This window comes from Diaphorobacter sp. LR2014-1 (genome assembly GCF_002916785.1).
GTDB classification, from domain to species: Bacteria; Pseudomonadota; Gammaproteobacteria; order Burkholderiales; family Burkholderiaceae_C; genus Diaphorobacter; species Diaphorobacter nitroreducens.
Map to the genome: position 1 here is coordinate 69571 of NZ_MTBE01000011.1, position 23769 is coordinate 93339.

General features: G+C 64.8%; 18 protein-coding genes and 2 tRNA genes. 1 reads left to right on the forward strand and 19 read right to left on the reverse strand.

The genetic code is table 11. From position 1 onward, the window contains the following. Nucleotides 1–323 precede the first annotated feature (323 nt). Both BV908_RS10530 and BV908_RS10535 read right to left on the reverse strand, forming a co-directional pair. Nucleotides 324–1589 carry an FIST N-terminal domain-containing protein gene (locus tag BV908_RS10530; RefSeq protein ID WP_103738091.1) on the reverse strand — a complete coding sequence of 422 codons (1266 nt, stop codon included), beginning with the start codon at nucleotides 1587–1589 and terminating at the stop codon, nucleotides 324–326. A 40-nt stretch (nucleotides 1590–1629) separates the two neighbouring features. Beyond that, entirely contained in the window at nucleotides 1630–2583 is a 954-nt protein-coding gene (locus tag BV908_RS10535) for a PhaM family polyhydroxyalkanoate granule multifunctional regulatory protein (protein WP_103738103.1), read from the reverse strand. Between the two features lie 220 nt (nucleotides 2584–2803). Between BV908_RS10535 and BV908_RS10540 the strand changes: the two genes are divergently transcribed. Beyond that, nucleotides 2804–3223: an HU family DNA-binding protein gene (locus BV908_RS10540; protein WP_011806976.1), complete on the forward strand. Its 420-nt coding sequence runs from the start codon at nucleotides 2804–2806 to the stop codon at nucleotides 3221–3223. Nucleotides 3224–3309: 86 nt separating this feature from the next. Here the strand turns inward: BV908_RS10540 and BV908_RS10545 are convergent, their stop codons facing one another. From BV908_RS10545 to tuf, 17 genes are all read right to left on the reverse strand, one after another. After that, nucleotides 3310–4062 (reverse strand): tyrosine-protein phosphatase, encoded by a 753-nt coding sequence (locus BV908_RS10545; RefSeq protein WP_103738092.1) that lies wholly within the window; start codon nucleotides 4060–4062, stop codon nucleotides 3310–3312. A gap of 323 nt (nucleotides 4063–4385) precedes the next feature. After that, a tRNA-Phe gene (locus BV908_RS10550) sits at nucleotides 4386–4461 on the reverse strand. 63 nt (nucleotides 4462–4524) lie between these two features. After that, nucleotides 4525–5223, reverse strand: a complete 699-nt coding sequence (locus tag BV908_RS10555) for a response regulator (RefSeq protein ID WP_103738093.1) — start codon at nucleotides 5221–5223, stop codon at nucleotides 4525–4527. 36 nt (nucleotides 5224–5259) lie between these two features. After that, nucleotides 5260–7548 carry an ATP-binding protein gene (locus tag BV908_RS10560; protein WP_047350853.1) on the reverse strand — a complete coding sequence of 763 codons (2289 nt, stop codon included), beginning with the start codon at nucleotides 7546–7548 and terminating at the stop codon, nucleotides 5260–5262. Continuing rightward, a complete protein-coding gene (locus tag BV908_RS10565) occupies nucleotides 7545–8216 on the reverse strand; it encodes a DUF4390 domain-containing protein (protein WP_238526548.1) in 672 nt (223 codons plus the stop codon). The genes BV908_RS10560 and BV908_RS10565 overlap by 4 nt, the downstream gene beginning before the upstream one ends. Then, on the reverse strand, nucleotides 8167–9540 hold the full coding sequence (gene rsmB, locus BV908_RS10570; protein WP_103738094.1) for a 16S rRNA (cytosine(967)-C(5))-methyltransferase RsmB: 1374 nt from the start codon (nucleotides 9538–9540) through the stop codon (nucleotides 8167–8169). Before rsmB ends, BV908_RS10565 begins: the two co-directional genes overlap by 50 nt. After that, entirely contained in the window at nucleotides 9537–10109 is a 573-nt protein-coding gene (locus tag BV908_RS10575) for a LemA family protein (protein WP_162844575.1), read from the reverse strand. Before BV908_RS10575 ends, rsmB begins: the two co-directional genes overlap by 4 nt. Nucleotides 10110–10255: 146 nt before the next feature. Then, nucleotides 10256–14485, reverse strand: coding sequence for a DNA-directed RNA polymerase subunit beta' (gene rpoC, locus BV908_RS10580; protein WP_015914491.1), 4230 nt, complete (start codon nucleotides 14483–14485; stop codon nucleotides 10256–10258). 130 nt (nucleotides 14486–14615) lie between these two features. Next, nucleotides 14616–18740, reverse strand: coding sequence for a DNA-directed RNA polymerase subunit beta (rpoB, locus tag BV908_RS10585; protein ID WP_011806984.1), 4125 nt, complete (start codon nucleotides 18738–18740; stop codon nucleotides 14616–14618). A 273-nt stretch (nucleotides 18741–19013) separates the two neighbouring features. After that, nucleotides 19014–19394, reverse strand: a complete 381-nt coding sequence (rplL, locus tag BV908_RS10590; protein WP_015914493.1) for a 50S ribosomal protein L7/L12 — start codon at nucleotides 19392–19394, stop codon at nucleotides 19014–19016. A gap of 49 nt (nucleotides 19395–19443) precedes the next feature. Continuing rightward, complete coding sequence (rplJ, locus tag BV908_RS10595; RefSeq protein ID WP_011806986.1) at nucleotides 19444–19950, reverse strand: 50S ribosomal protein L10; 507 nt, start codon at nucleotides 19948–19950, stop codon at nucleotides 19444–19446. 241 nt (nucleotides 19951–20191) lie between these two features. Further along, entirely contained in the window at nucleotides 20192–20887 is a 696-nt protein-coding gene (rplA, locus tag BV908_RS10600) for a 50S ribosomal protein L1 (protein WP_011806987.1), read from the reverse strand. Next, nucleotides 20888–21319, reverse strand: a complete 432-nt coding sequence (rplK, locus tag BV908_RS10605; protein ID WP_011806988.1) for a 50S ribosomal protein L11 — start codon at nucleotides 21317–21319, stop codon at nucleotides 20888–20890. Between the two features lie 109 nt (nucleotides 21320–21428). Continuing rightward, complete coding sequence (gene nusG / locus BV908_RS10610) at nucleotides 21429–22019, reverse strand: transcription termination/antitermination protein NusG (RefSeq protein WP_015914494.1); 591 nt, start codon at nucleotides 22017–22019, stop codon at nucleotides 21429–21431. Further along, nucleotides 22019–22402, reverse strand: coding sequence for a preprotein translocase subunit SecE (gene secE / locus BV908_RS10615; protein WP_015914495.1), 384 nt, complete (start codon nucleotides 22400–22402; stop codon nucleotides 22019–22021). The genes nusG and secE overlap by 1 nt, the downstream gene beginning before the upstream one ends. A gap of 85 nt (nucleotides 22403–22487) precedes the next feature. Further along, nucleotides 22488–22563, reverse strand: a tRNA-Trp gene (locus BV908_RS10620). Between the two features lie 15 nt (nucleotides 22564–22578). Next, complete coding sequence (gene tuf / locus BV908_RS10625; protein WP_103738096.1) at nucleotides 22579–23769, reverse strand: elongation factor Tu; 1191 nt, start codon at nucleotides 23767–23769, stop codon at nucleotides 22579–22581.

Below are 23769 nucleotides of genomic sequence, written 5' to 3' on the forward strand. Positions count from 1 at the left end.
TATGCATTGCATAGCTGCTTGCGCTTGATGGACGGGCGCTAGGGCCTGCTCACACTATTTTTGCCAGATGCGTTGCGATCAAAAAGGGCCAGGCGCAAGGCGCCAAACGAAGCTGGGGTGCTACCCCAGCGAGGCTTGGCAACGCCGCGAATGGCCCTTTTTGATCGCAACCCGGAGGGAACGGAGTGAAAACCGCGCCATTCGTCGTTGCCCTCCTAGCCAAGGCCCCGGCCTTGGCGTCGTCACGCGCCTAGATTGGCGCGGTTTTCACGCCATTCGCACTGGCAAAAATAGTGTGAACAGGCCCTAGAGGCCAAAAAGGCTTATAAAGCCCCGTCCGGCGCGACGAACACCGTCAGCACGCCCGTGTAGCCATAGAGCCGGTGCGCGGCGATTTCGCCGCCGGCGAAGAAGCCCGCCAGGGGCACGTCGCCCAGCGCATGGCGCACGATCTGCAGCTCGGCGCTGGGCCCACCGAAGTGCGGCCCGCCGCGGCCCGAACAACTCACATACAGCGCACTGCAAATGCGCCGGCCGCCCGCCGGCTCGGCATGCGGCGCGCTGTCTGCGGCGGGCAGCGCCTGCGCCTCTTCGAGTTGGGGCGACAGCTCCTCACGGATCTCTGCGCAGATGCGCATCAGGTCGGCACGGGCCGCGCCGACGTTGCGCTGGCAGAAGGCCAGGCGCATGCCCACCTCGACATGGTCACCCAGCGCCACGCCGCTGCGCGTCGCGTCCAGCCCGACGATGTGGCGCACGCGCGTGTCGGCGCCAAAGTGGCCCGTGCGCTGGCGCTGCGGCGCGTCCGCGTCCTCCAGCCCTGCCAGCGTGGCGCGCACGGCGCGCAGCGCGGCCTGGGCGTCGCCCTGCAGCGTCACGCCCAGCGTGTCCAGCAGCACGTCCAGCGCGGGTTCGCCGTCCAGCTCCAGCACCACGTTGTCCTGCGCGGCGGTGATGGCCGCCTGCGCGCCGATGGGCTGGCAGCCCTGCGTGACGCGCGAGACCAGTTCCACCTGCGCATCAAAGGCCACGCCCGACAGGCCGCCGTGCAGCACGCCGTCGCCCTCGCCGCCGGCGGGCAGCGCCAGCTGCACCTGCGCCCCGCGGCTGGCCACCACGCCGCCAAACAGGTAGCCGCTGCTGGTGCGGCCCGCCATCTCGGCCACCAGATCCGCCAGTTCGGGTGTCTGGCCGTCCACATGCACCAGCGCCGTGTGGGCCGCAAAGCCCACCCCGGCCGCATCGCCGTGCGCCAGCGGCGCCACGCCCGAGAACACGCGGTAGTGCGCGCGCGGCAGGTCGCACAGCATCAGCGAGAGCGCAGGTTCATCGAAATATTCGACGTTGTTGCCCGCCACGCCCACGCCGACCGCGCCTGCCCAGTCGGTGACCGTCGGCAGTTCGCGCCGCAGCAGGTCCAGCAGGGCCGCGGCATCGTCCGCATAGTGGTCGGTGATGTAGAGCAGCCCCAGCGTGGGTGCACTGGCGTACTGGGGCAGCGCCATCTGCGCCCGCAGTTGCGCCAGCACCAGCACCGCGGCCATGTGCCACTGCGGATGGGTGGCGTGTGCATTGGGAAAGAGTCTCATGTGTCAGCCCTGCGATGGGGTACAGGCGCCGCCGCGCAGCTCAACCTGCCGGCCGCCGCGTGCGGGACGCGGCAGCCTTTTGGGTGGGCGATGGTGCGGGGGCACGCTTGGCGCCCGCGCTGGCCGCGGCAGTCCGCTTGGCGGCCGGACGTGCCTTGTCGTTGGCCTTGTCGTTGGCCTTGCCGCCCGGTTGGGTCGCCGGCCGGGCGGCCGCCTTTGCGGAAGGCTTCCTGGCGGCAGGGGCGGGCGTTGCCGCAGGCGCCGCACCGGCGGCCTGCGCCGCCGCGCGCATGCCATGCATGCCCTGCGCGGCCATCTGCGTCGCCATGCTGGAAGCGGTCTTGAGTGCGCCGCTGGCCATCTCGCGCGTGGCGTCGAAGGCCGCCTGGTGCGTGCCCGCATCCCGCAGGGCATGCGCCGCGATCTGCTGGAACTGGCTGGTCAGCGCACCCCACCATTGCATCGGGTCGGCCGCCCCCTTGGTCTGCTCGGGCGCGGCCTCATCGTCCGGTGGTGTTCGCGCGCTGCGCGCCGCCGAGGCGTTATTGGCCGGGGACGGCGCCTCCGGTGCAGGTGCAGGTGCAGGTGCAGGTGCAGGTGCAGGTGTGGGTGGAGAAGTGAACGGGAATGCGGACGGTGGCTCGGCGGCTCGTGCGGCGGGCCGCTCCTTGTCCTGGCCTGCGGCGGCGCCGAAGCTGGCGGCCAGGTCGCCCATCGCCACGTTCATATCCTGCAGCGTGGCCAGCGTCATCTTCTGCACCTCCAGCGCCTGCACGGTCGCGGCCAGGGCGCGCGCGTTCTGCTCCAGCCAGAACTGCACGGCCTTGAGGTCCTGGATGCGCTTGTCCAGCTCGTCCACACTCACCGTGGGCGCCACCCAGCCCGACAGCCCCGGCATGGTGGGCATACCCGCCGCAGCGCCCTTGGCCAGGTTCTGCAGGAAATCAAATCCCGGGACGAAACGCCCGAAGCCGAAAGGGGTGCTATCGCTCATGGCCTGCTCCTGGTGCATCAGGGAATGGTTGCACAGCTTACCCGCATGCGCGCCACCCGTGCGGCACGTGCGTGCCCTGTACCGTCCACAGGCCCGCGATAGCGTGGTTTTCTCGCGCAAACCCGCATGAATAGGGCACCCCACGCGCACAGACAGCGCCTAGAATCCGATCACCAGCCTGGCTGGCCTGCTTCTATACACCTTACAACGATCCGACATCATGGCAACTGCAAAGAAGACCACCGCTCCGGTGAAAAAGACCGCCGCCAAAAAGGCTGCGGCACCTGCCAAGAAGGCAGCCGCCCCCGCAGCTCCTGCTGCCATCAAGCCCGTGAAGGAAGCCTTCACCAAGACCGCGCTGATCGCCCACCTCGCCACGCAGGCGGGTGTCGAGCCCAAGGCCGCTAAGGCCGTGCTCGCCGCATTGGAGACGGCCATCCTGGCTTCCGTGCACAAGAAGGGCTCCGGCGAGTTCACGCTGCCCGGCCTGCTCAAGATCGGCCTGCAGCAAGTGCCCGCCAAGAAGAAGCGCTTCGGCAAGGACCCGTTCACCGGCGAAGAGCGCTGGTTCCCCGCCAAGCCCGCATCGGTCAAGATCAAGACCCGCGCACTGAAGAAACTCAAGGACGCCACGCTCTGACACCGTGGCGCGGGTTTCGCAAAAAAAGCAGCCTCCGGGCTGCTTTTTTTATGCCCGAGCGGCCCAGGGCGCACGGCCGCGGCGCCTCACTCCGGCAGCGGCTGCAGGTACAGCTGCGCCAGGCGGCTGCGCGCGGCATCGTCCACGCCCAGGCGTCGCTCCAGGTAACGCTGCACGCCGCCGTGGTCCTGGTCAACGGCTTGCAATGCGGCCTCCAGGAAGTCCTCCTGCACGCGCCAGATCACGTTCAGCACCTCCTGCGGCGCAGAGCTGACCAGCCCCGCGGGCCGACGGTACAGCGCGTTAGTCAACAGGTAGTCCTGCATGACCACCTCGCGCGACACGCCGAGCGCCAGCAGAATCAGGGCCGCGGCGAAACCGGTGCGGTCCTTGCCCGCAGTGCAGTGAAAGACCAGGGGGGAATCCTCTGCCAGCAACTGCTCGAACAAGCCCGCAAACTGCTGCGCGTTGTCGGAAACAAAGGCGCGGTAGGTGTCCTGCATCAGCCCTACCGCAACGGGTGCCGTGATCTGTTGGCCCGCTACCGCCAGTTCCTTGGCGCGCTGCACGACGGTCGGCTCGATCGGCAGCGCGTGATAGCGCACCTGCGGCAGCGCATACGACTGGGCCGCGCTCTCCACCAGCCCGCGGAAGTCCACCGAGCGGGTCAGCCCCACACCGGCCAGCACCTGCGCGTCCTGCGGTGTCAGGGCCGCCAGATGATCGGAGCGGAACAACCGGCGCCAGCGTACCGTGCGTCCATCCAGCCCCGGATAGCCTCCCAGATCACGGAAGTTGGACGCCCCCGTCAGCGAAAGCGTGCGTGAAAAGTCTTGCATCCGGTCACTGTAGTTCAAAGCCGTCACACGCTCATGACACATGGGCGTACATGCAGCCCGAAGTGTCGCCCTGCGTAGAGCTGCCCGCAGCGCGTGATCTTTGGGGGAATGGAGAGTTCGTGGCTTCTGTACGCCCCGCGCCCGTGCCTGCAGGTATTGGCTTCCAAAGAAAGGACTACCGTCCCGCGAAAGAAACAAGGCCCCGAATCACGGAGAGGTCCTGTGCAGCGCTGGAGGATGAGGGTACGCAACAACTGCGTCGTTCCACGCAGCGTGGCAGTGCAGAAACAAAAACGCCCAACCGAGTGGTTGGGCGTTGTATGTGGTGGCCTGGGACGGAATCGAACCGCCGACACAAGGATTTTCAATCCTCTGCTCTACCAACTGAGCTACCGGGCCTGAGCCTTGAATTATAGCCCGAGAAATCGATGCATGACACCAAGCTGGAAAATTTTTGCCAATTCACGCGTTGCGTTTGTTGCGCCCGAGGTCCACCCCCAACTGGCGCAGCTTGCGGTAAAGATGTGTGCGCTCCAATCCTGTTTTTTCGGCGACGCGTGTCATCGAGCCGCCTTCGCGGGCGAGATGGAATTCAAAGTAGGCTTTCTCAAAACCGTCGCGCGCCTCACGCAAGGGTCGGTCGAGATTGAAGCCCTGGTGGGACATGGGCGCCTGCTCCATCACTGCAACAACAGGCGCAGGAGCCGGCGCGCCATTGGCAATGGCACCGGTTGTTGCGGGTGCAGGTGCGGTGTTGGCCTGGGCCGGCGCGGCAGCGCTTGCTGGTGGCTGCGCCGTACTGCGTGCCAGGCCCTGCTCCACTGCCTTGAGCAGCTTCTGCATGGTGATGGGTTTCTCGAGAAAGGAGAAGGCACCGATGCGCGTGGCTTCCACGGCCGTGTCGATGGTGGCGTGGCCGCTCATCATGATCACTGGCATGGTCAGCGTGCCGGCCATGGCCCATTCCTTGAGCAGCGATACCCCGTCGGTATCGGGCATCCAGATATCCAGCAGTACCAGGTCATAGCTGCCATTCAAGCGCGCGTTGCGGGCCTGCGTGGCGTTCTCGGCAAGGTCGACGCTATGCCCCTCGTCGTTCAGAATTTCTGACAACAGGTCCCGGATCCCCAGTTCGTCGTCGACCACCAGAATATTTGCCATGTGTGTAAATGCACCCTTGCTGCACGTGCGGTGTTGTTAGAGCGCCACCGCCGATTCAGGGGCGAATGATAGCGACACTTGTGCGCCCTTCACCACGCCGTCTTCCACGCGGTTGACCAGATCGATCCGCGCGCGATGTTCATCCGCGATTTTTTTGACGACGGCCAGTCCCAGCCCAGTGCCCCGCGGCTTGGTCGTGACGTAGGGCTCGAAGGCGCGCTGCAGGATGTGTGGAGGAAAGCCCGGCCCGCAGTCCGACACCGTCAGCCGCACACGTTTCGCGGATGCACTCCAGCGTGTGCTGATGCGCACGGGCGGCGGTGGAACGCCCCCCTGCTCGGCCGCCTGCTGTGTCGCGTCCTGGGCGTTCTGCAGCAGGTTGTGCACCACTTGGCGCAATTGCTGGGCATCGCCGGAGATCGCGGGGCAGCGCGGGTCCAACTCGGCCTCGACCGGCACCTGCGCGGTCTCGGCGCCATACAAATGCAGCACATCGGCAACCAGTGCGTTCAGGTCCAGCGTGTGCAGTTCCGCAGACGGCAGGCGCGCGTAGTCGCGGAATTCATTGACCAGCCGTTTCATCGCATCCACCTGGTCCACGATGGTCTTCACCGACTTGGTCAGCACGGCCTGCTCTGCCGCAGGCAGCTTGCCTGAGAGCTTGATCTCCAGACGCTCGGCCGAGAGCTGGATCGGCGTCAGCGGGTTCTTGATCTCGTGCGCCAAACGCCGAGCAACCTCGCCCCACGCCTGGGCGCGCTGCGCGGAGACGATTTCGGAGATGTCGTCGAACACCAGCAACCGCGCCTCGTTGGGCAGTTGCGCGCCGCGCGCCACCAGGCTGGTGCCTTGCGTGGTGACGCCACCGCCCGCCGCGTGCAGCTCAAAGGTCTGCTGCCAGTGGTCCAGACCGTGGTGGTCACGATCCAGCAAAAAGGTATCGAAGTGCCGCTGCACGGCCGCCGCGAAATCCGCCAGCCCCGGCACCTCAGCCAGCGGCCGTCCTTCATAGGCCGCCAGTGGCGCGCGCAGGACACGGGTCGCACCAGGGTTGGACGACTGGACGATGCCTTTTTCATCCAGCACGATGACTCCCGACGTGAGGTTGTCCAGGATGGTCTGCAGGTGCCCGCGCGCGGCATCCAGCGCGTTCAGGCTTTGCTCGACCGTGCCGCGGGCGTCCGCAAGCTGCTGCGTCATCAGGGCAAAAGAGCGCGTGAGCCCGCCCAGCTCGTCCTTGGTCTGCAGCGCGGCCTTGGGCGACAGGTTGCCTGCCGCCACCTCGCGCACGCCGTCGGCCAGCACCAGCAGGGGCCGCGCAAGCTGGTTGCCCAGCACCACGGCGAGCAGCACCGCGCCAAAGACGGCAAGGAACAGGCTCAGCGTCAGCGTGCCGATGTACATGCGCCGCAGCCCGCCGCGCGCCAGCGCGCGTTCCTGGTATTCGCGGTTCGCTTCCTGCACCGCAATGGCGTTGGCGACCAGCGCCTGGGGCAAGGGCACGGTGGCCTGCACGAAGCGCGGCTCGGCCAGCAGACCCACGCCGGGGTTGGCCACCAGCACCAGCGCGCGCACGCGCGCGTTCTCCGCGGCCAGCGGGTCGGTGATGTCGTCCAGGCCCTCGATCTGGAAGGTGACGCGGTCTTGCCGCGCCATGCGGAACTGCTGCGCGCTCGGGCGCTCGGGGTTGAGCATGTAGCGCGATTGCCCGGTGCCGGCGACGGGCTGGCCCGCGGCGTTCCACAGCACGAGGTCGGTGGCCCCCAACTGGTCCCGCATGCGCTCCAGCACCAGGCCCGCGGCCGCATCGGGCACCTGGGCCAACTGGCTGCTGGCGGTGCGCGTCTTGGAGGCCAGGTCGCTGGCAATGGTGTCGAGCGTGACGCGCGCCAGGCTCACACCGGCGGTCAGCGCGCCCTCGACCTTGACGTCGAACCAGCTCTCGATGGAGCGCGAGACGAACTGGTAGGACACCACGTAGATCAGCAGCCCGGGGATCACGCCCACCAGCCCGAAGATGCCCGCGAGCTTGAGCAGCAGCCGGCTGCCGAAGCGCCCCCGCCTCAGGCGCACCACCAGGCGCAGGGCGCCCCAGACCAACACGGCCAGCAGCACCAGCGCCACGAGTACGTTCACGCCCAGCAGCCAGGCGAAGTTGCGTTCGTACAGGTCACGGTTGTTGGTGGCCAGCGTCAGCAGGAACAGCAGCACCAATGCGATGGCGCACATCAGCCCCGTGCCGAGGCCCAGCGCCCATCGCACGGCGCGTGCGCGTGTCTCTGCGCGGCGGGCCGAACCCGCGGGACGCGGATCGCCCGCTTTCACCGCGCAGCCTCCACCACGCTCAGCGGCACGCTGCGCGCAAGCACCATGTTCCAGCCCGAGCGGCCCACCGCACCGATCTGCAAGGGCCGGGGCAACTGCGAGGTATCCAGCCGGAACTGGAAGTTCATGACGTAGGTCACGCCTTCATCGACCTGCCCCTCGTCGGCGATCTTCCAGCGCGCGATGCGCTGCATCGATGCCAGCGCATCCTGCAGCGTGTCGAAATTCTGGCCCAGCGACACGCCCAGGCCCGACGGTGCAAAGGGCGTGGACGACTGCACCACACGCCAGCGCCGCGTAAGGGGCTGGTAGCTCAACCGCAGAAAACGGCTGGCCTGCGCCACCACTTTGTCGGACCAGTACCAGCGCTGGCGCACCACCTCGGCCTCGGTGATGAAGAACACGGAAATGCCCTTGTAGAGCGCATCCTTGACGAGTTCGGGGAGTTCCAGCTGCAGCGTGGCCGACAGATAGAGTCCTTCGGGCAGCGGGTCGAGTTGCAGTTCAACAATCTCGCCGTGCTGTTGGGCGTAGGCGGCGGGAATGACCGCGCTCCACAGCGCCAGCAGACAAACCAGCGCGGCCCACAGCCAGCCCGGCCTTCGCAGACCGGCACGTTCAGGCGGGGGCCTTGTGCAACAGGGCGTAAAAGAAACCGTCGTGTTCACCCGGCCCATTGTCACGGAGCCCGTCGCGCTTGTCTGGGCTGCCGGGGAATAAATGGCCCGGCGACGGCAGCAGGCGTGCGTCAGTGTTGTGCGCAAGAAACGCTGCGATCTGCACGTCGCCCTCGGCCCGGAACACCGAACAGGTGCAATACAGCAGCCGCCCGCCGGGGCGCAGCAGCGGCCACAGCGCCGCCAGCAGACGCGACTGCTGCGCGGCCAGCTGGGCCACGTCGCTCTCGCGCCGCAGCCAGCGCACGTCGGGGTGGCGGCGCACGATGCCCGAGGCGGTACAGGGCGCGTCGAGCAAGATCGCGTCGAACGGTTCACCACCGCTGGCCTGCTGCCACCAGTCGGCGGGCACGGCGGCATCGGCCACCAGCACCTGAGCGCTCAGTCCCAGGCGATGCAGGTTGTCATGGATGCGCTCGGCGCGTGCCGCATCCACCTCCAACGCGGTGACCCGCCAAGGGGCCCGCAGTGCGGCGGCCCATTCCAGCAAATGGGCGGTCTTGCCGCCGGGGGCGGCGCAGGCATCCAATAAGCGCAGCGGCTGCGCGGCGTCCAGCCCGTTGAGCAGCAGCGGCGCCGCCATCTGCGCGGCGGCATCCTGCACCGAGACAACACCCTCTGCAAAGCCAGGCAGTTGCTGCACCGGCACGGGGCGTGCCAGCGCCAGCCCTTCGGGGCCTACCGCCATCGCTTCAATATTGATAGCTTCTAACGCTTGCTGGTAAAGCGCTGGAGTGCTTTTTGACTTAGAAATCCGCAGCACCATGGGCGCGGGCGCATTGTTCGCCTGCAGGATCTGCTGCCACTGATCGGGGTGGTCTCGGCGCAGGCGCTGGATCCACCATGCGGGGTGGTTCCACACGGCGACCTCGTCGCCCTGCGTGGCGGCCACCAGCGTGTCGCGCTCACGCAGGAAGCGCCGCAGGCAGGCGTTGACGAAAGACGCCTGCGCCCGCGTCGCGGGGTGGCGCTTGGCGGCCTCGACCGCCTGGTTGACCAGGGTGAACGGCGCGTAGGGAGCGGTCTGCGGGTCCCAGGCCAGTGCCAGGGCGGTGCACAGCAGCGCATCCACCCGCGGCGGCGGGTTGCGGGGTGCCAGCTGGCGGCGCAAGGCCTGCGCGCGCCCCAGGTGGCGCAGCACCTGGAACAGCAGCGCCTGCACGCCGGGGCGCAGCGCGGCAGCCGTGGTCTCCAGCGCCACGGTGCCCGACTGCCCTGCGCGCACCGCCTGCAGCGCCAAGGCGGTGGCGTCCAGCAACTGGCTCAACGCAACCGCGGGAGCCCCCTGCGTCGGGATGGAAGTAGGCTTGTTCACAGCGTCTGCGCCTTCTTGAAGCCGAACAGCCACGCCAGCAGGCTGGCGGGAAACTGGGCGATGGCATGGTTGTACTGAGCCACGGCATCGTTGAACAGGCGGCGCGCCTCGTCGCTGTGCAGCGCCACCTGTTCGCGCCGCACCACCCATGGGGCGAGTGCAGGGGGTGCCACACCTTCGCTCACCTGCGCGGCTTCGCGCACAACGGTCTGCCAGGCGTTCTCCAGCACCTGCGATGCGGCCGCCAGGGCGGCGGCGGCGCCGCTGTCCAGCGGGCGCGCGCGCGCTACTGCCAGCGAGGCGCCGAATTGCGTGGCCGCGGCCCAAAGGGCGGCATGGGCGTCGTGCGCGCCCGCCGCAGGCGCCGGTTCGTCGCCCACGATGGCCTGGACCGCGCCAGGCGCACCGTGCGCAGCCTCGTACTCACCCAGCAGGGCAATCCAGCGCACCATGTGGGTGTCCAGCCCGCCAAAGGCCTGCAGCGCCGCGGATCGCAGGCGGATGAGCCGGTTGTAGGCGCCCACGGCCCAGAACAGGAACAGGGCGAGAAGTATCCAGGTGGTCAACATGTTCACAGCCGGGGCTTCGCGCCAGCGGGCACGGCCCCTGCCAACCGAGGGATTGGTAACACGACAAAAAAGAAACTCCCGGCCTGCCGGATGGGCAAGCCGGGAGCGTTCAGTACCCGCATGCGAGAGGCGGGACTGGCAACGGCTTAATCAGCCGTGTCGGCGCTGCCGTCGATCTCGGCGGCTGCGTCGTCGGTGCCGGCAGAGGCCAGTTCGGCGGCTTCGGCATCTGCGATGGCGCGGCGCTCGGCCTCGTCCATGGCGTCCTTGGCCTTGCGCGCCTGGTGGTAAGCCAGACCCGTACCGGCGGGGATCAGGCGGCCCACGATCACGTTCTCCTTCAGGCCGCGCAGCTCGTCGCGCTTGCCCATGATGGCAGCCTCGGTGAGCACGCGGGTCGTTTCCTGGAACGACGCGGCGGAGATGAACGAATCGGTGGACAGCGACGCCTTGGTGATGCCCAGCAGTACGTTGGAGTACGTGGCAGGGAGCTTGCCTTCGGCCTGCAGCGCCTCGTTGGTGTTGAGGATCTCGGAACGCTCCACCTGCTCGCCGGCGATGTAGGTGGACTCGCCCGGGTTCTCGACCACGACGCGGCGCAGCATCTGGCGCACGATCACCTCGATGTGCTTGTCGTTGATCTTCACGCCCTGCAAGCGGTACACGTCCTGCACTTCGTCAACGATGTAGCGCGACAGCTCCTCGATGCCCAGCAGGCGCAGGATGTCCTGCGGATCGGCCGGGCCGTCGACGATCAGCTCGCCCTTGTTGACCACCTGGCCTTCGTGGACCAGCACGTTCTTTTCCTTGGGCACCAGCTCGTCCCAGACCTTGCCGTCCGGATCGGTGATCTGCAGGCGCACCTTGCCCTTGGTTTCCTTGCCGAAGGAGATCGTGCCGGTCATCTCGGCCAGCATGCCCTTGTCCTTGGGGCTGCGGGCTTCAAAGAGCTCGGCCACGCGCGGCAGACCGCCGGTAATGTCGCGGGTCTTCTGGCCTTCCATCGGGATGCGGGCCAGCACTTCGCCGGGGCCCACTTCCTGGCCGTCGCGCACCTGGATCAGCGCGCCGACCTGGAAGCCGATCGTCACCGAATGGTCGGTACCGGGGATCTTCACTTCCTTGCCATCGGCGTCCACCAGCTTCACCTGCGGACGCACCACCTTGGCAGAGCCGCGGCGCTTGGGGTCGATCACCACCAGCGTGGACAGGCCCGTGACCTCGTCCACCTGCTTGGCCACCGTGAGGCCTTCCTCGACGTTCTCGAACTTCACCGTACCTGCGTACTCGGTGATGATCGGGCGCGTCAGCGGGTCCCAGTTGGCGAGGATGGTGCCGGCCTTGATGGTCTGGTCGGCCTTCACCGTCAGAGTCGCGCCGTACGGCACCTTGTGGCGCTCGCGCTCGCGGCCGTGCTCGTCCTGGATGATGATTTCACCCGAGCGCGCAATCACCACCAGCTCGCCCTTGGTGTTGGTCACGTAGCGCATCGTGGCGTTGAAGCCGATGATGCCGTTGGACTTGGCTTCCACACTGGACGCCACCGCCGCACGCGATGCCGCACCACCGATGTGGAACGTACGCATGGTCAGCTGCGTGCCGGGCTCGCCGATGGACTGCGCGGCGATCACGCCCACGGCTTCGCCGAGGTTGATCAGGCCGCCGCGGCCCAGGTCGCGGCCGTAGCACTTGGCGCACAGGCCGTAGCGGGTTTCGCAGGTCAGCGCGGTACGCACCTTCACTTCGTCCACGCCTGCGGCTTCGAGCTCTTCGATCAGGTCTTCATCGAGCATCCGGCCCGGCTGCGCCAGCACGGCACGCGTTTCGGGGTGCAGCACTTCCTCGGCCGCGGTACGGCCCAGGATACGGTCGCGCAGGGACTCGATGACTTCACCGCCCTCGACGATGGCGCGCATCAGCGAACCATTCGAGGTGCCGCAGTCGTCCTCGGTCACCACCAGGTCCTGCGTCACGTCCACCAGGCGACGGGTCAGGTAGCCCGAGTTCGCGGTCTTCAGCGCCGTATCCGCCAGGCCCTTACGGGCACCGTGGGTGGAGATGAAGTACTGCAACACGTTCAGGCCTTCGCGGAAGTTCGCGGTGATAGGCGTCTCGATGATCGAGCCATCGGGCTTGGCCATCAGGCCGCGCATACCGGCCAGCTGACGGATCTGGGCCGCAGAGCCGCGGGCGCCGGAGTCGGCCATCATGTAGATGGCGTTGAACGATTCCTCGTTCACTTCCTTGCCGTTGCGGTCGATGGTCTTCTGGACCTTGAGCTGGTCCATCATCACCTTGGACACGTCGTCGCCGGCCTTGCCCCAGATGTCCACCACCTTGTTGTAGCGCTCGCCGGCCGTCACCAGACCGGAGACGTACTGCTGCTCGATCTCCTTCACCTCGGCTTCGGCGCGGGCCAGGATCTCGGCCTTTTGCGGCGGCACCAGCATGTCGTCGATCGCCACGGAAAAGCCCGCGTGCGTGGCCAGGCGGAAGCCGTTTTGCAGCAGCTTGTCCGCGAACACCACGGTGTCCTTCAGGCCGCACTTGCGGAACGACGCGTTGATGAGCTTGGAGATTTCCTTCTTCTTCAGCGCCTTGTTCAGGTTGCTGAAGGGCAGGCCCTTGGGCAGGATTTCCGACAGCAGCGCACGGCCCACGGTGGTGTCCACGAGCTTGGTCTCGGGCACGAACTCACCCGTGGCCTTGTCCTTGGTCCACTCGGTCAGGCGCACGCTGATCTTGGCGTGCAGCTCGGCCTCGCCCGCATCCAGCGCGCGCTGGACTTCGCCGGTGTCGGCGAACACCAGGCCTTCGCCCTTGCCGTTGATCTTCTCGCGGGTGGCGTGGTACAGGCCCAGCACCACGTCCTGCGAGGGCACGATGGAGGGCTCGCCCGAGGCCGGGAACAGCACGTTGTTGGACGCCAGCATCAGCGTGCGGGCTTCCAGCTGCGCTTCCACGGACAGCGGCACGTGCACGGCCATCTGGTCACCGTCGAAGTCGGCGTTGAACGCGGCGCAGACCAGCGGGTGCAGCTGGATGGCCTTGCCTTCGATCAGGATGGGCTCGAACGCCTGGATGCCCAGGCGGTGCAGCGTGGGCGCACGGTTGAGCATCACCGGGTGTTCCTTGATGACCTCTTCCAGGATGTCCCACACCACGGGCGTGCCGGCTTCCACTTCCTTCTTGGCGGCCTTGATGGTCGTGGCAATGCCCATGGCCTCCAGGCGCGAGAAGATGAAGGGCTTGAACAGCTCCAGGGCCATCAGCTTGGGCAGGCCGCACTGGTGCAGCTTGAGCGTCGGACCCACGGTGATCACGGAACGGCCCGAGTAGTCCACACGCTTGCCCAGCAGGTTTTGGCGGAAGCGGCCCGACTTGCCCTTGATCATGTCGGCCAGCGACTTCAGCGCGCGCTTGTTGGCGCCCGTCATCGCCTTGCCGCGGCGGCCATTGTCCAGCAGGCTGTCCACGGCTTCCTGCAGCATGCGCTTTTCGTTGCGCGCGATGATCTCGGGCGCCTTCAGCTCCAGCAGGCGGCGCAGGCGCGAGTTGCGGTTGATGACGCGGCGGTACAGGTCGTTCAGGTCCGACGTGGCGAAGCGGCCGCCGTCCAGCGGCACCAGCGGACGCAGGTCCGGCGGCAGCACGGGCAGCACTTCCAGGATCATCCACTCGGGCTTGATGCCGGACTTCTTGAAGGCCTCCAGCACCTTCAGGCGCTTGGCGTTCTTCTTGACCTTGACTTCGGAGCCCGTCAGGTCGCCGCGCAGCTTCTCGATCTCGATCTCGATGTCGATGCCTTCCAGCAGCTCCTTGATGCCCTCGGCGCCCATCTTGGCGACGAACTCGTCGCCGTATTCCTTGCGCTTGGCGTCGTAGTCGTCCTCGGACATGATGCCGAACTTCTTCAGCGGGGTCATGCCGGGGTCGGTGACCACGTAGGCTTCGAAGTACAGCACGCGTTCGATGTCGCGCAGCGTCATGTCCAGCACCAGGCCCAGGCGCGAAGGCAGCGACTTCAGGAACCAGATGTGGGCGCAGGGCGCGGCCAGGTCGATGTGTCCCATGCGCTCGCGGCGCACCTTGGTCTGCGTGACTTCAACGCCGCACTTTTCGCAGATCACGCCGCGGTGCTTCAGGCGCTTGTACTTGCCGCACAGGCATTCGTAGTCCTTGATGGGCCCGAAGATCTTGGCGCAGAAGAGGCCGTCGCGCTCGGGCTTGAACGTGCGGTAGTTGATGGTCTCGGGCTTCTTCACTTCGCCGAAAGACCACGAACGGATCTTCTCGGGCGAAGCCATGCCGATCTTGATGGCATCGAAATGCTCATCGGGCGTGAATTGCTTGAACAGGTCGAGTAGCGATTTCATGTGACTCTTTCCTTTTCACCTAAAAACATAGCTGCTGGCGCTTTCCACATAAGGATTTGCAAGACAAAACACCTGCAAACCCAGAGGGAGTGAGCGCCAGCCGCTCACTTTTTTAAAAACTCGATCCTGCTCAGGAACGTTCCAACTCGATGTCCAGGCCCAGCGAACGGATTTCCTTGACCAGCACGTTGAACGACTCCGGCATGCCGGCTTCGATCGCGTGTTCGCCCTTGACGATGTTCTCGTACACCTTGGTACGGCCCTGCACGTCGTCGGACTTCACCGTCAGCATTTCCTGCAGCACGTAGGCGGCGCCGTAGGCTTCCAGCGCCCACACTTCCATCTCACCGAAGCGCTGGCCACCGAACTGCGCCTTGCCGCCCAGCGGTTGCTGCGTGACGAGCGAGTACGGACCGGTCGAGCGGGCGTGCATCTTGTCGTCCACCAAGTGGTGCAGCTTCAGGTAGTGCATGTAGCCCACGGTCGTCGGGCGCTCGAAACGCTCGCCCGTGCGGCCGTCGTACAGGTACGCCTGCGTGCGCGTCTCGGTCAGACCCTTGGCCTGGGCGAGGTCGTCCGGGTAGGCCAACTTGAGCATGTCCTTGATTTCCTCTTCGGACGCGCCGTCGAACACGGGCGATGCGAAGGGAACGCCCGAGGTCAGCTCGCGCGCCATGGCCAGGATTTCGTCGTCGCTCAGCTGCGACAGGTCTTCCTTGCGGCCGCGCGAGTTGTAGATTTCTTCCAGGAACTTGCGCAGCTCAGCCGTCTTGGCCTCGCGCTGCAGCATGTCGCCGATGCGCTGGCCCATGCCCTTGCCGGCCCAGCCCAGGTGAACTTCCAGCACCTGGCCGATGTTCATGCGCGAAGGCACGCCCAGCGGGTTGAGCACGATGTCGGCGGGCGTGCCGTCGGCCATGTAAGGCATGTCCTCGACCGGAACGATCTTGGACACCACACCCTTGTTGCCGTGGCGGCCGGCCATCTTGTCGCCAGGCTGCAGACGGCGCTTGACGGCCAGGTACACCTTGACCATCTTCAGCACGCCCGCGGGCAGTTCGTCGCCTTGGGTGAGCTTCTTGCGCTTTTCTTCAAAGGCCAGGTCGAAGCTGTGGCGGGTCTGCTCCAGCGCGTTCTTGATGGACTCCAGCTGCGTGGCGACCTCTTCCTCGGCGGGGCGGATGTCGAACCAGTGGAACTTCTCCACCGAGGCCAGGTAGGCCTTGTCGATCTTCGTACCCTTGGCGAGTTTTTGCGGGCCGCCATTGGCCACGCGGCCGGTCAGCAGCTTCTCGATACGGTCGAACGCGTCGGCCTCCACGATGCGCAGCTGGTCGTTCAGGTCCAGGCGGAAGCGCTTGAGTTCATCGTCGATGATCTGCTGGGCACGCTTGTCGCGCTGGATGCCTTCACGGGTGAACACCTGCACGTCGATCACCGTGCCCTGCGAGCCCTGGTCCACGCGCAGCGAGGTGTCCTTCACATCGGACGCCTTCTCGCCGAAGATGGCGCGCAGCAGTTTCTCTTCAGGCGTGAGGGTGGTTTCGCCCTTGGGCGTGACCTTGCCGACCAGCGTGTCGCCGGGCTGCACTTCGGCGCCCACGTAGATGATGCCGGACTCGTCCAGACGGTTCAGCTGCTGCTCGGACAGGTTCGGGATGTCGCGAGTGATTTCTTCCGCGCCCAGCTTGGTGTCGCGGGCCATCACCACCAACTCCTCGATGTGGATCGAGGTGTAGCGGTCTTCGGCCACCACGCGCTCGCTGATCAGGATCGAGTCCTCGAAGTTGTAGCCGTTCCAGGGCATGAACGCGATCAGCATGTTCTGGCCGATGGCGATCTCGCCCAGGTCGGTCGAAGCGCCGTCGGCAATCACGTCACCCTTGGCCAGCTTGTCGCCCTTCTTGACGATGGGGCGCTGGTGGATGTTCGTGTTCTGGTTGGAGCGCTGGTACTTGATGAGGTTGTAGATGTCCACGCCGACTTCACCGGCCACGGCTTCGTCGTCGTTCACACGCACCACGATACGGGTGGCGTCCACATAGTCCACCACACCGCCACGGTTGGCCGTCACCACGGTGCCGGAGTCCACGGCCGCCACGCGCTCGATACCCGTGCCCACCATGGGCTTCTCGGGACGCAGCACGGGCACGGCCTGGCGCGACATGTTGGCGCCCATCAGCGCGCGGTTCGCGTCGTCGTGCTCCAGGAACGGAACGAGCGAAGCCGCCACCGACACGATCTGTGCAGGCGACACGTCCATGTACTGCACACGGTCGGCGGACACCAGGGTCGATTCACCCTTTTCGCGGGCCGACACCAGGTCGCCCGTCAGACGCCCTTCGGCATCCAGCGTGGCGTTGGCCTGGGCGATGATGTACTTGCCTTCCTCAATGGCCGACAGGTAGTCGATTTCCATCGTGACCTTGCCGTCCACCACGCGGCGGTAGGGGGTCTCGATGAAGCCGTACTCGTTCAGGCGCGCGTACAGGGCCAGCGAGTTGATCAGACCGATGTTCGGACCTTCAGGCGTCTCGATCGGGCATACGCGGCCGTAGTGGGTCACGTGCACGTCGCGCACCTCGAAGCCGGCGCGCTCGCGGGTCAGACCGCCCGGGCCCAGGGCCGAAACACGGCGCTTGTGCGTGATCTCGGCCAGCGGGTTGGTCTGGTCCATGAACTGCGACAGCTGGGACGCACCGAAGAACTCCTTGAGCGCCGCGGAAATCGGCTTGGAGTTGATCAGGTCGTGGGGCATCAGCGGCTCTTGCTCGGCCTGGCCCAGGCGTTCCTTCACGGCCTTTTCGATACGTGCCAGGCCCGTGCGGTACTGGTTTTCGGCCAGCTCGCCCACGCAGCGCACGCGGCGGTTGCCCAGGTGGTCAATGTCGTCCACCTCGCCCTTGCCGTTGCGCAGGTCCACCAGGATCTTGACCACGGCCAGGATGTCGTCGTTGGACAGCACCATCGGGCCGGTGGCTTCATCGCGGCCGATCTTGGCGTTGAACTTCATGCGGCCCACGCGCGACAGGTCGTACGTGTCGGGGTTGTAGAACAGGCGCTGGAACAGGGCCTGCACGGCATCCTCGGTCGGCGGCTCGCCGGGGCGCATCATGCGGTAGATGGCCACGCGCGCGGCGAATTCATCCACGGTTTCGTCGATGCGCAGCGTCTGCGAAATGTAGGCGCCCTGGTCGAGTTCGTTGGTGTAGATGACCTGCAGGTCCTGCACGCCAGCAGCGCGCAGCTTCTTGAGCAACGCCTCGGTCAGCTCTTCGTTGGCCTTGGCCAGGATCTCGCCGGTGTCGCCGTCCACGATGTTGCGGGCCACCACGCGGCCGATGAGGAAGTCCTCAGGCACGCTGATGTGCGTGGTGCCGGACTGCTCCAGCTCACGCGTGTGGCGCGCCGTCACGCGCTTGTCCTTGGCCACAATCACCTTGCCGGCCTTGTCGGTGATGTCGAAGCGCGCCACCTCGCCACGCAGGCGCTCGGGCACGAACTCCAGCTGAGCGCCGCTGTCCATCAGGCGGAAGTTGTCGTTGACGAAGAAGTTCGCCAGGATGGACTCGGGGTTCAGGCCGATGGCCTTGAGCAGGATCGTGACCGGCATCTTGCGGCGACGGTCCACGCGGAAGTACAGGATGTCCTTCGGATCGAATTCGAAGTCCAGCCAGGAGCCGCGGTAGGGGATGATGCGCGCAGAGAACAGCAACTTGCCCGAGCTGTGGGTCTTGCCCTTGTCGTGCTCGAAGAACACGCCGGGCGAGCGGTGCAGCTGGGAGACGATCACGCGCTCGGTGCCGTTGATGATGAAGGAGCCCTTGTCAGTCATCAGGGGCACTTCGCCCATGTAGACCTCCTGCTCCTTCACTTCCTTGACCACCTTGGACTGCGAGGTCGAGGACTCGCGGTCGTAGATGATCAACTGCACCTTGGCACGCACGGCCGATGCAAAAGTCAAGCCGCGGGTCTGGCATTCGCGCACGTCGAACGCCGGCTTGGCCAGGTTGTATTCAACGAACTTCATCTCCACGAAGCCGTTGTGGGAAACGATGGGAAACGCGGAGTTGAATGCGGCCTGCAGGCCTTCGTTGCTGCGTTTTTGCGGGGCCGTGTCGGCCTGCAGGAACGCGGTATAGGCATCCCGCTGCATCTGCAGCAGGTACGGGACCTTGAGCACACTGTCGCGGCTACCGAAGCTCTTGCGAATGCGCTTGCGTTCGGTATAACTGTACGTGGATGTTTGGGCCATGAGATCTCCGGGCAAGGACATGGAATGGGATCTTCGACGACTGCCCTGCAAGGCGGCCACCTTGCAGGCTTGGCGGTTGGCCACTACCAACCATGGCGGACGGCGATGCGTTGCACATCGCCCGAACCAAGGCGTCTTCTGCTGTCGGATGGTTCAGAAGACACTAGAAAACAGTCCACGGGGGCCGCTTTCTGGTGCGCTCTAAAGTGCGTTCCATAAGCACCAAAGGCTGGAGGCCTTTTGCAAGACCCCCAGCCCAGGAGACAAGGTCGATTACTTGAGTTCGGCCTTGGCGCCGGCTTCCACCAGCTTCTTGACGGCAGCTTCGGCGTCAGCCTTGGCAATGCCTTCCTTGACGTTCTTGGGAGCGCCGTCCACCAAGTCCTTGGCTTCCTTGAGGCCCAGACCGGTGATTTCGCGCACTGCCTTGATGACCGCCACCTTGTTGGCGCCGGCGTCAGCCAGCACCACGTTGAATTCGGTCTTTTCTTCAGCAGCGGCAGCACCGCCGCCGGCAGCGCCGCCAGCAGCGGGAGCAGCCATAGCGGCAGCGCTCACGCCGAACTTCTCTTCAATGGCCTTCACCAGGTCATTGAGTTCCAGGACCGTCATGCTGTCCAGCGCGGTCAAGAATGCGTCTTTATCGAATGCCATTTTGATTTCCTAACAATTGGTTGAGAGGGGGGACGATTGCCACGCTGCCTCAGGCAGCAGCAGGCTCGCCTTCGCCTTTTTTGGCCGCCAGGGCACCCAGCACCACGGCGGTGCGGGAGATCGGCGACATCAGCAAGCCACACAGCTGGGCCAGTAGCACTTCCTTGGTAGGAATGTTGGCCAGCTGCTTCACGCCGTTCACGTCCAGGGCCTTGCCCGCGAAAGCGCCGCCGCGAATCACCAGCTTGTCGTTGGTTTTCGCGAAATCGGCCACCACCTTGGCGGCGGCCACAGCGTCTTCGGAGAAGCCATAGATCAGAGGACCGGTCATCTGGTCGGCCACCACGTCAAACTGGCTGCCAGCCACAGCACGGCGGGCCAGGGTGTTCTTCAGAACACTCAGGCTCACACCCTTGCTGCGAGCTTCCACGCGCAGTTTGGTCATGTCGGCCACCGTGATGCCACGGTATTCCGCGATCACGAGCGTTTGAGCTTTAGCGGCGAGGCTGGTCACTTCATTGATGACCGCTTCTTTCTCACTGCGATTAAGACTCAAGGTCTACTCCTTCATATGCGCACTTCGAACAAGCCTCCGTGCGCGCTCTTGTTGCAGCGACCAACTGTTTTGGAACATGCATTCCATCTGCAGCGGGATCGCCATCTGCGTTGGCCTCCAAAGGTTTAAGTGCACCTTGCACACCAACGGTCTTGGATGGCCTGCCAGCCCTCAAAGGAGCTGTCAGCCCACCACATCAGACCTGCCGCCCTCATGGGCACCAGGCCTGAAGATTTCGCAATTACGCTGCGATGGTCTGCGTATCCACGCGGACGCCGACGCCCATCGTGGACGACACGGCTACCTTGCGCAGGTACACGCCCTTGCTGGTCGCAGGCTTGGCCTTGTTCAGCGCTTCGATCAGAGCTGCCAGGTTGCCCTGCAACTTGTCGTTGTCGAACGACCGACGGCCAATGGTGCTGTGCACGATACCGGCCTTGTCGACACGGAACTGCACCTGACCCGCCTTGGCGTTCTTCACGGCCGTCGCCACATCCGGCGTCACCGTGCCTACCTTGGGGTTCGGCATCAGACCGCGGGGGCCCAGGATCTGGCCCAGCGTACCCACGACGCGCATGGCATCGGGAGCAGCGATCACCACGTCGAACGGCATATCTCCAGCCTTGACCTGAGCGGCCAGGTCGTCCATGCCCACGATGTCGGCACCTGCGGCCTTGGCTTCTTCTGCCTTGGCGCCTTGGGCGAACACGGCAACGCGCGTCGTTTTGCCCGTGCCATTCGGCAGCACCACGGCACCACGCACCACTTGGTCCGACTTCTTGGCATCCACGCCGAGTTGCACAGCAACATCGATGGATTCGTCGAACTTAGCAGTAGCGGCTTCCTTCACCAGAGCCACCGCCTCAGCGAAAGCGTACAGCTTGGTAGAGTCCACCTTGCCCTGCAGGGCCTTTTGCTTCTTGGTCAGCTTTGCCATTTACAGACCCTCCACCGTCACGCCCATCGAGCGAGCAGAACCAGCCAGCGTGCGCACTGCCGCGTCAACGCTAGCAGCATTCATGTCCTTGAGCTTGGTCTTGGCGATCTCTTCGAGCTGTGCACGGGTGATCTTGCCCACCTTGGTGCTCAAGGCATTGGAGGAGCCCTTGTCCAGCTTGATCGCCTTCTTGATCAGCACCGTTGCGGGCGGCGTCTTGATGACGAAAGTAAAGCTCTTGTCTGCAAAAGCCGTGATCACCACGGGCAGCGGCAGACCAGGCTCGACACCTTGGGTCTGCGCGTTGAACGCCTTGCAGAACTCCATGATGTTGAGACCGCGTTGGCCCAGCGCGGGACCAATCGGAGGGGAGGGATTGGCCTTACCAGCTGGCACTTGCAGCTTGATGAAGCCGACGATTTTTTTCGCCATGTTTGCTCCTTGCGGGTATTAACGCCTGATCGTTCACCAGGCTCCCCGGGGTTACCGACTCTCTTCTCTCATCGCACCGAGTCGAAAAGCGCGAATACTTCACTGACGCTCAGGTCTTTTCGACTTGGGCAAATTCCAGTTCCACCGGGGTGGAGCGGCCAAAGATCATCACAGAAACGCGCAAGCGGTTCTTCTCGTAATTCACTTCTTCTACGGAGCCGTTGAAATCGGTGAACGGACCTTCCTTGACCCGCACCAACTCGCCCACCATGAATTCGATCTTGTGGCGCGGCTTGTCCGTTCCCTGCTGCATCTGGCTGACAATCTTCTGCACCTCTTCTTCGGAAATAGGCGCAGGGCGGTTCTTCACCCCGCCCACGAATCCTGTCACTTTGCTGGTGTGCTTCACCAAATGCCAGGTGTCATCGTCCATCACCATTTCGACGAACACATAACCAGGGAAAAGGCGACGCTCGGTAGTCTTACGCTGGCCATTCTTCATTTCCACCACTTCTTCAGTGGGCACCAGAATGCGGCCGAACTTTTGCTGCATACCGGCGCGCGCAATGCGTTCCTGGATGTTGCGCTCCACCGCCTTCTCCATACCAGAATAGGCATGAACGATGTACCAGCGCAGATCTGGATTCACCGCAACATCCACCGGAGGCTGCACACCATTCGTGTCCACGGCATCCACCATCACTTCCTCCAGCCCAAGATCAAGTCGTACAGAACCCATTCCAAGGTCTTGTCCGTGAACCAAAGGAACAGCGCCATCACCACCACAAAAGCGAACACATAGCCCGTCATTTGCAGCGTTTCCTTGCGCGTGGGCCAGACAACCTTCTTGACCTCACGCCACGCATCGCTTGCAAACCCGACGAACTGGCGTCCATGCTCGGAAACGAGAAAAACCGCCACAGCCAGCACTAGCCCCAACAGCAACACACCCCATTGAATCAGGGGCCCTTGCTTACCCAGCAAATAGAAACCGGCAATGGACGCAAGAACAATCGCCACTGCCGCGAACAACTTTGCCTTGTCCGCACCAGTCGTGACCGTCTCAACCTGGGATGTGGCCATAGATGAATTCGCCTATTTGATCGCGCCTTACAAGACGCCGAAGCCCGCCAGGGGCTGGCGGGCTTGTTTTATTACCACCCTGAAGTGGCAGGGGCAGTAGGAATCGAACCTACAACCTTCGGTTTTGGAGACCGACGCTCTGCCAATTGAGCTATACCCCTTCGATCCCCACTAGATTACGCAATGATCTTGGCAACGACGCCGGCGCCCACGGTACGGCCGCCTTCGCGGATAGCGAAGCGCAGGCCTTCTTCCATGGCGATGGGGTTGATCAGCTTCACGGTGATCGACACGTTGTCGCCGGGCATCACCATTTCCTTGTCGGCCGGCAGTTCGATGGAGCCGGTCACGTCGGTGGTGCGGAAGTAGAACTGGGGACGGTAGTTGTTGAAGAAGGGCGTGTGACGGCCGCCTTCGTCCTTGCTCAGCACGTACACCTCAGCCGTGAAGTGGGTGTGGGGCTTGATGGAGCCGGGCTTGCACAGCACTTGGCCGCGCTCGACGTCTTCGCGCTTGGTGCCGCGCAGCAGCAGGCCCACGTTGTCGCCAGCCTGGCCCTGGTCCAGCAGCTTGCGGAACATTTCCACGCCGGTGACGGTGGTCTTTTGCGTGTCGCGGATACCGACGATTTCGATTTCTTCGCCGACCTTGATGATGCCGCGCTCGATGCGGCCGGTCACCACGGTGCCGCGGCCGGAGATGGAGAACACGTCTTCCACGGGCATCAGGAAGGCGCCGTCCACGGCGCGCTCAGGCGTGGGGATGTAGGTGTCCAGGGCTTCGGCCAGGCGCAGGATGGCGGGTTCGCCCTTGTCGGACTGGTCACCTTCCAGGGCCAGCTTGGCGGAGCCGCGGATGATGGGGGTGTCGTCGCCGGGGAAGTCGTACTTGTCCAGCAGCTCGCGCACTTCCATTTCGACCAGCTCAAGCAGTTCCTCGTCGTCGACCATGTCGCACTTGTTCAGGAACACGATGATGTAGGGCACGCCCACCTGACGGGCCAGCAGGATGTGCTCGCGCGTCTGGGGCATCGGGCCGTCAGCGGCCGAGCACACCAGGATGGCGCCGTCCATCTGAGCGGCGCCGGTGATCATGTTCTTGACGTAGTCGGCGTGGCCGGGGCAGTCGACGTGGGCGTAGTGGCGGGTGGCCGTTTCGTATTCCACGTGCGAGGTGTTGATCGTGATGCCGCGCGCCTTTTCTTCAGGGGCGTTGTCGATCTGGTCGTAGCCCTTGGCTTCGCCGCCGAACTTCTTGGACAGCACCGTGGCGATGGCCGCCGTCAGCGTCGTCTTGCCATGGTCCACGTGACCGATCGTGCCCACGTTCACGTGGGGCTTGGTACGTTCAAACTTACCTTTTGCCAT

Bases quoted from the DNA above. Each gene is read 5' to 3' on its own strand.
- tuf (WP_103738096.1), bottom strand. From the start codon at position 23,769: ATGGCAAAAGGTAAGTTTGAACGTACCAAGCCCCACGTGAACGTGGGC.
- rpoC (WP_015914491.1), bottom strand. From the start codon at position 14,485: ATGAAATCGCTACTCGACCTGTTCAAGCAATTCACGCCCGATGAGCAT.
- rplK (WP_011806988.1), bottom strand. From the start codon at position 21,319: ATGGCGAAAAAAATCGTCGGCTTCATCAAGCTGCAAGTGCCAGCTGGT.
- BV908_RS10540 (WP_011806976.1), top strand. From the start codon at position 2,804: ATGGCAACTGCAAAGAAGACCACCGCTCCGGTGAAAAAGACCGCCGCC.
- secE (WP_015914495.1), bottom strand. From the start codon at position 22,402: ATGGCCACATCCCAGGTTGAGACGGTCACGACTGGTGCGGACAAGGCA.
- BV908_RS10545 (WP_103738092.1), bottom strand. From the start codon at position 4,062: ATGCAAGACTTTTCACGCACGCTTTCGCTGACGGGGGCGTCCAACTTC.
- rpoB (WP_011806984.1), bottom strand. From the start codon at position 18,740: ATGGCCCAAACATCCACGTACAGTTATACCGAACGCAAGCGCATTCGC.
- rplA (WP_011806987.1), bottom strand. From the start codon at position 20,887: ATGGCAAAGCTGACCAAGAAGCAAAAGGCCCTGCAGGGCAAGGTGGAC.
- BV908_RS10555 (WP_103738093.1), bottom strand. From the start codon at position 5,223: ATGGCAAATATTCTGGTGGTCGACGACGAACTGGGGATCCGGGACCTG.
- BV908_RS10535 (WP_103738103.1), bottom strand. From the start codon at position 2,583: ATGAGCGATAGCACCCCTTTCGGCTTCGGGCGTTTCGTCCCGGGATTT.
- rplL (WP_015914493.1), bottom strand. From the start codon at position 19,394: ATGGCATTCGATAAAGACGCATTCTTGACCGCGCTGGACAGCATGACG.
- nusG (WP_015914494.1), bottom strand. From the start codon at position 22,019: ATGGTGGATGCCGTGGACACGAATGGTGTGCAGCCTCCGGTGGATGTT.
- BV908_RS10575 (WP_162844575.1), bottom strand. From the start codon at position 10,109: ATGTTGACCACCTGGATACTTCTCGCCCTGTTCCTGTTCTGGGCCGTG.
- BV908_RS10530 (WP_103738091.1), bottom strand. From the start codon at position 1,589: ATGAGACTCTTTCCCAATGCACACGCCACCCATCCGCAGTGGCACATG.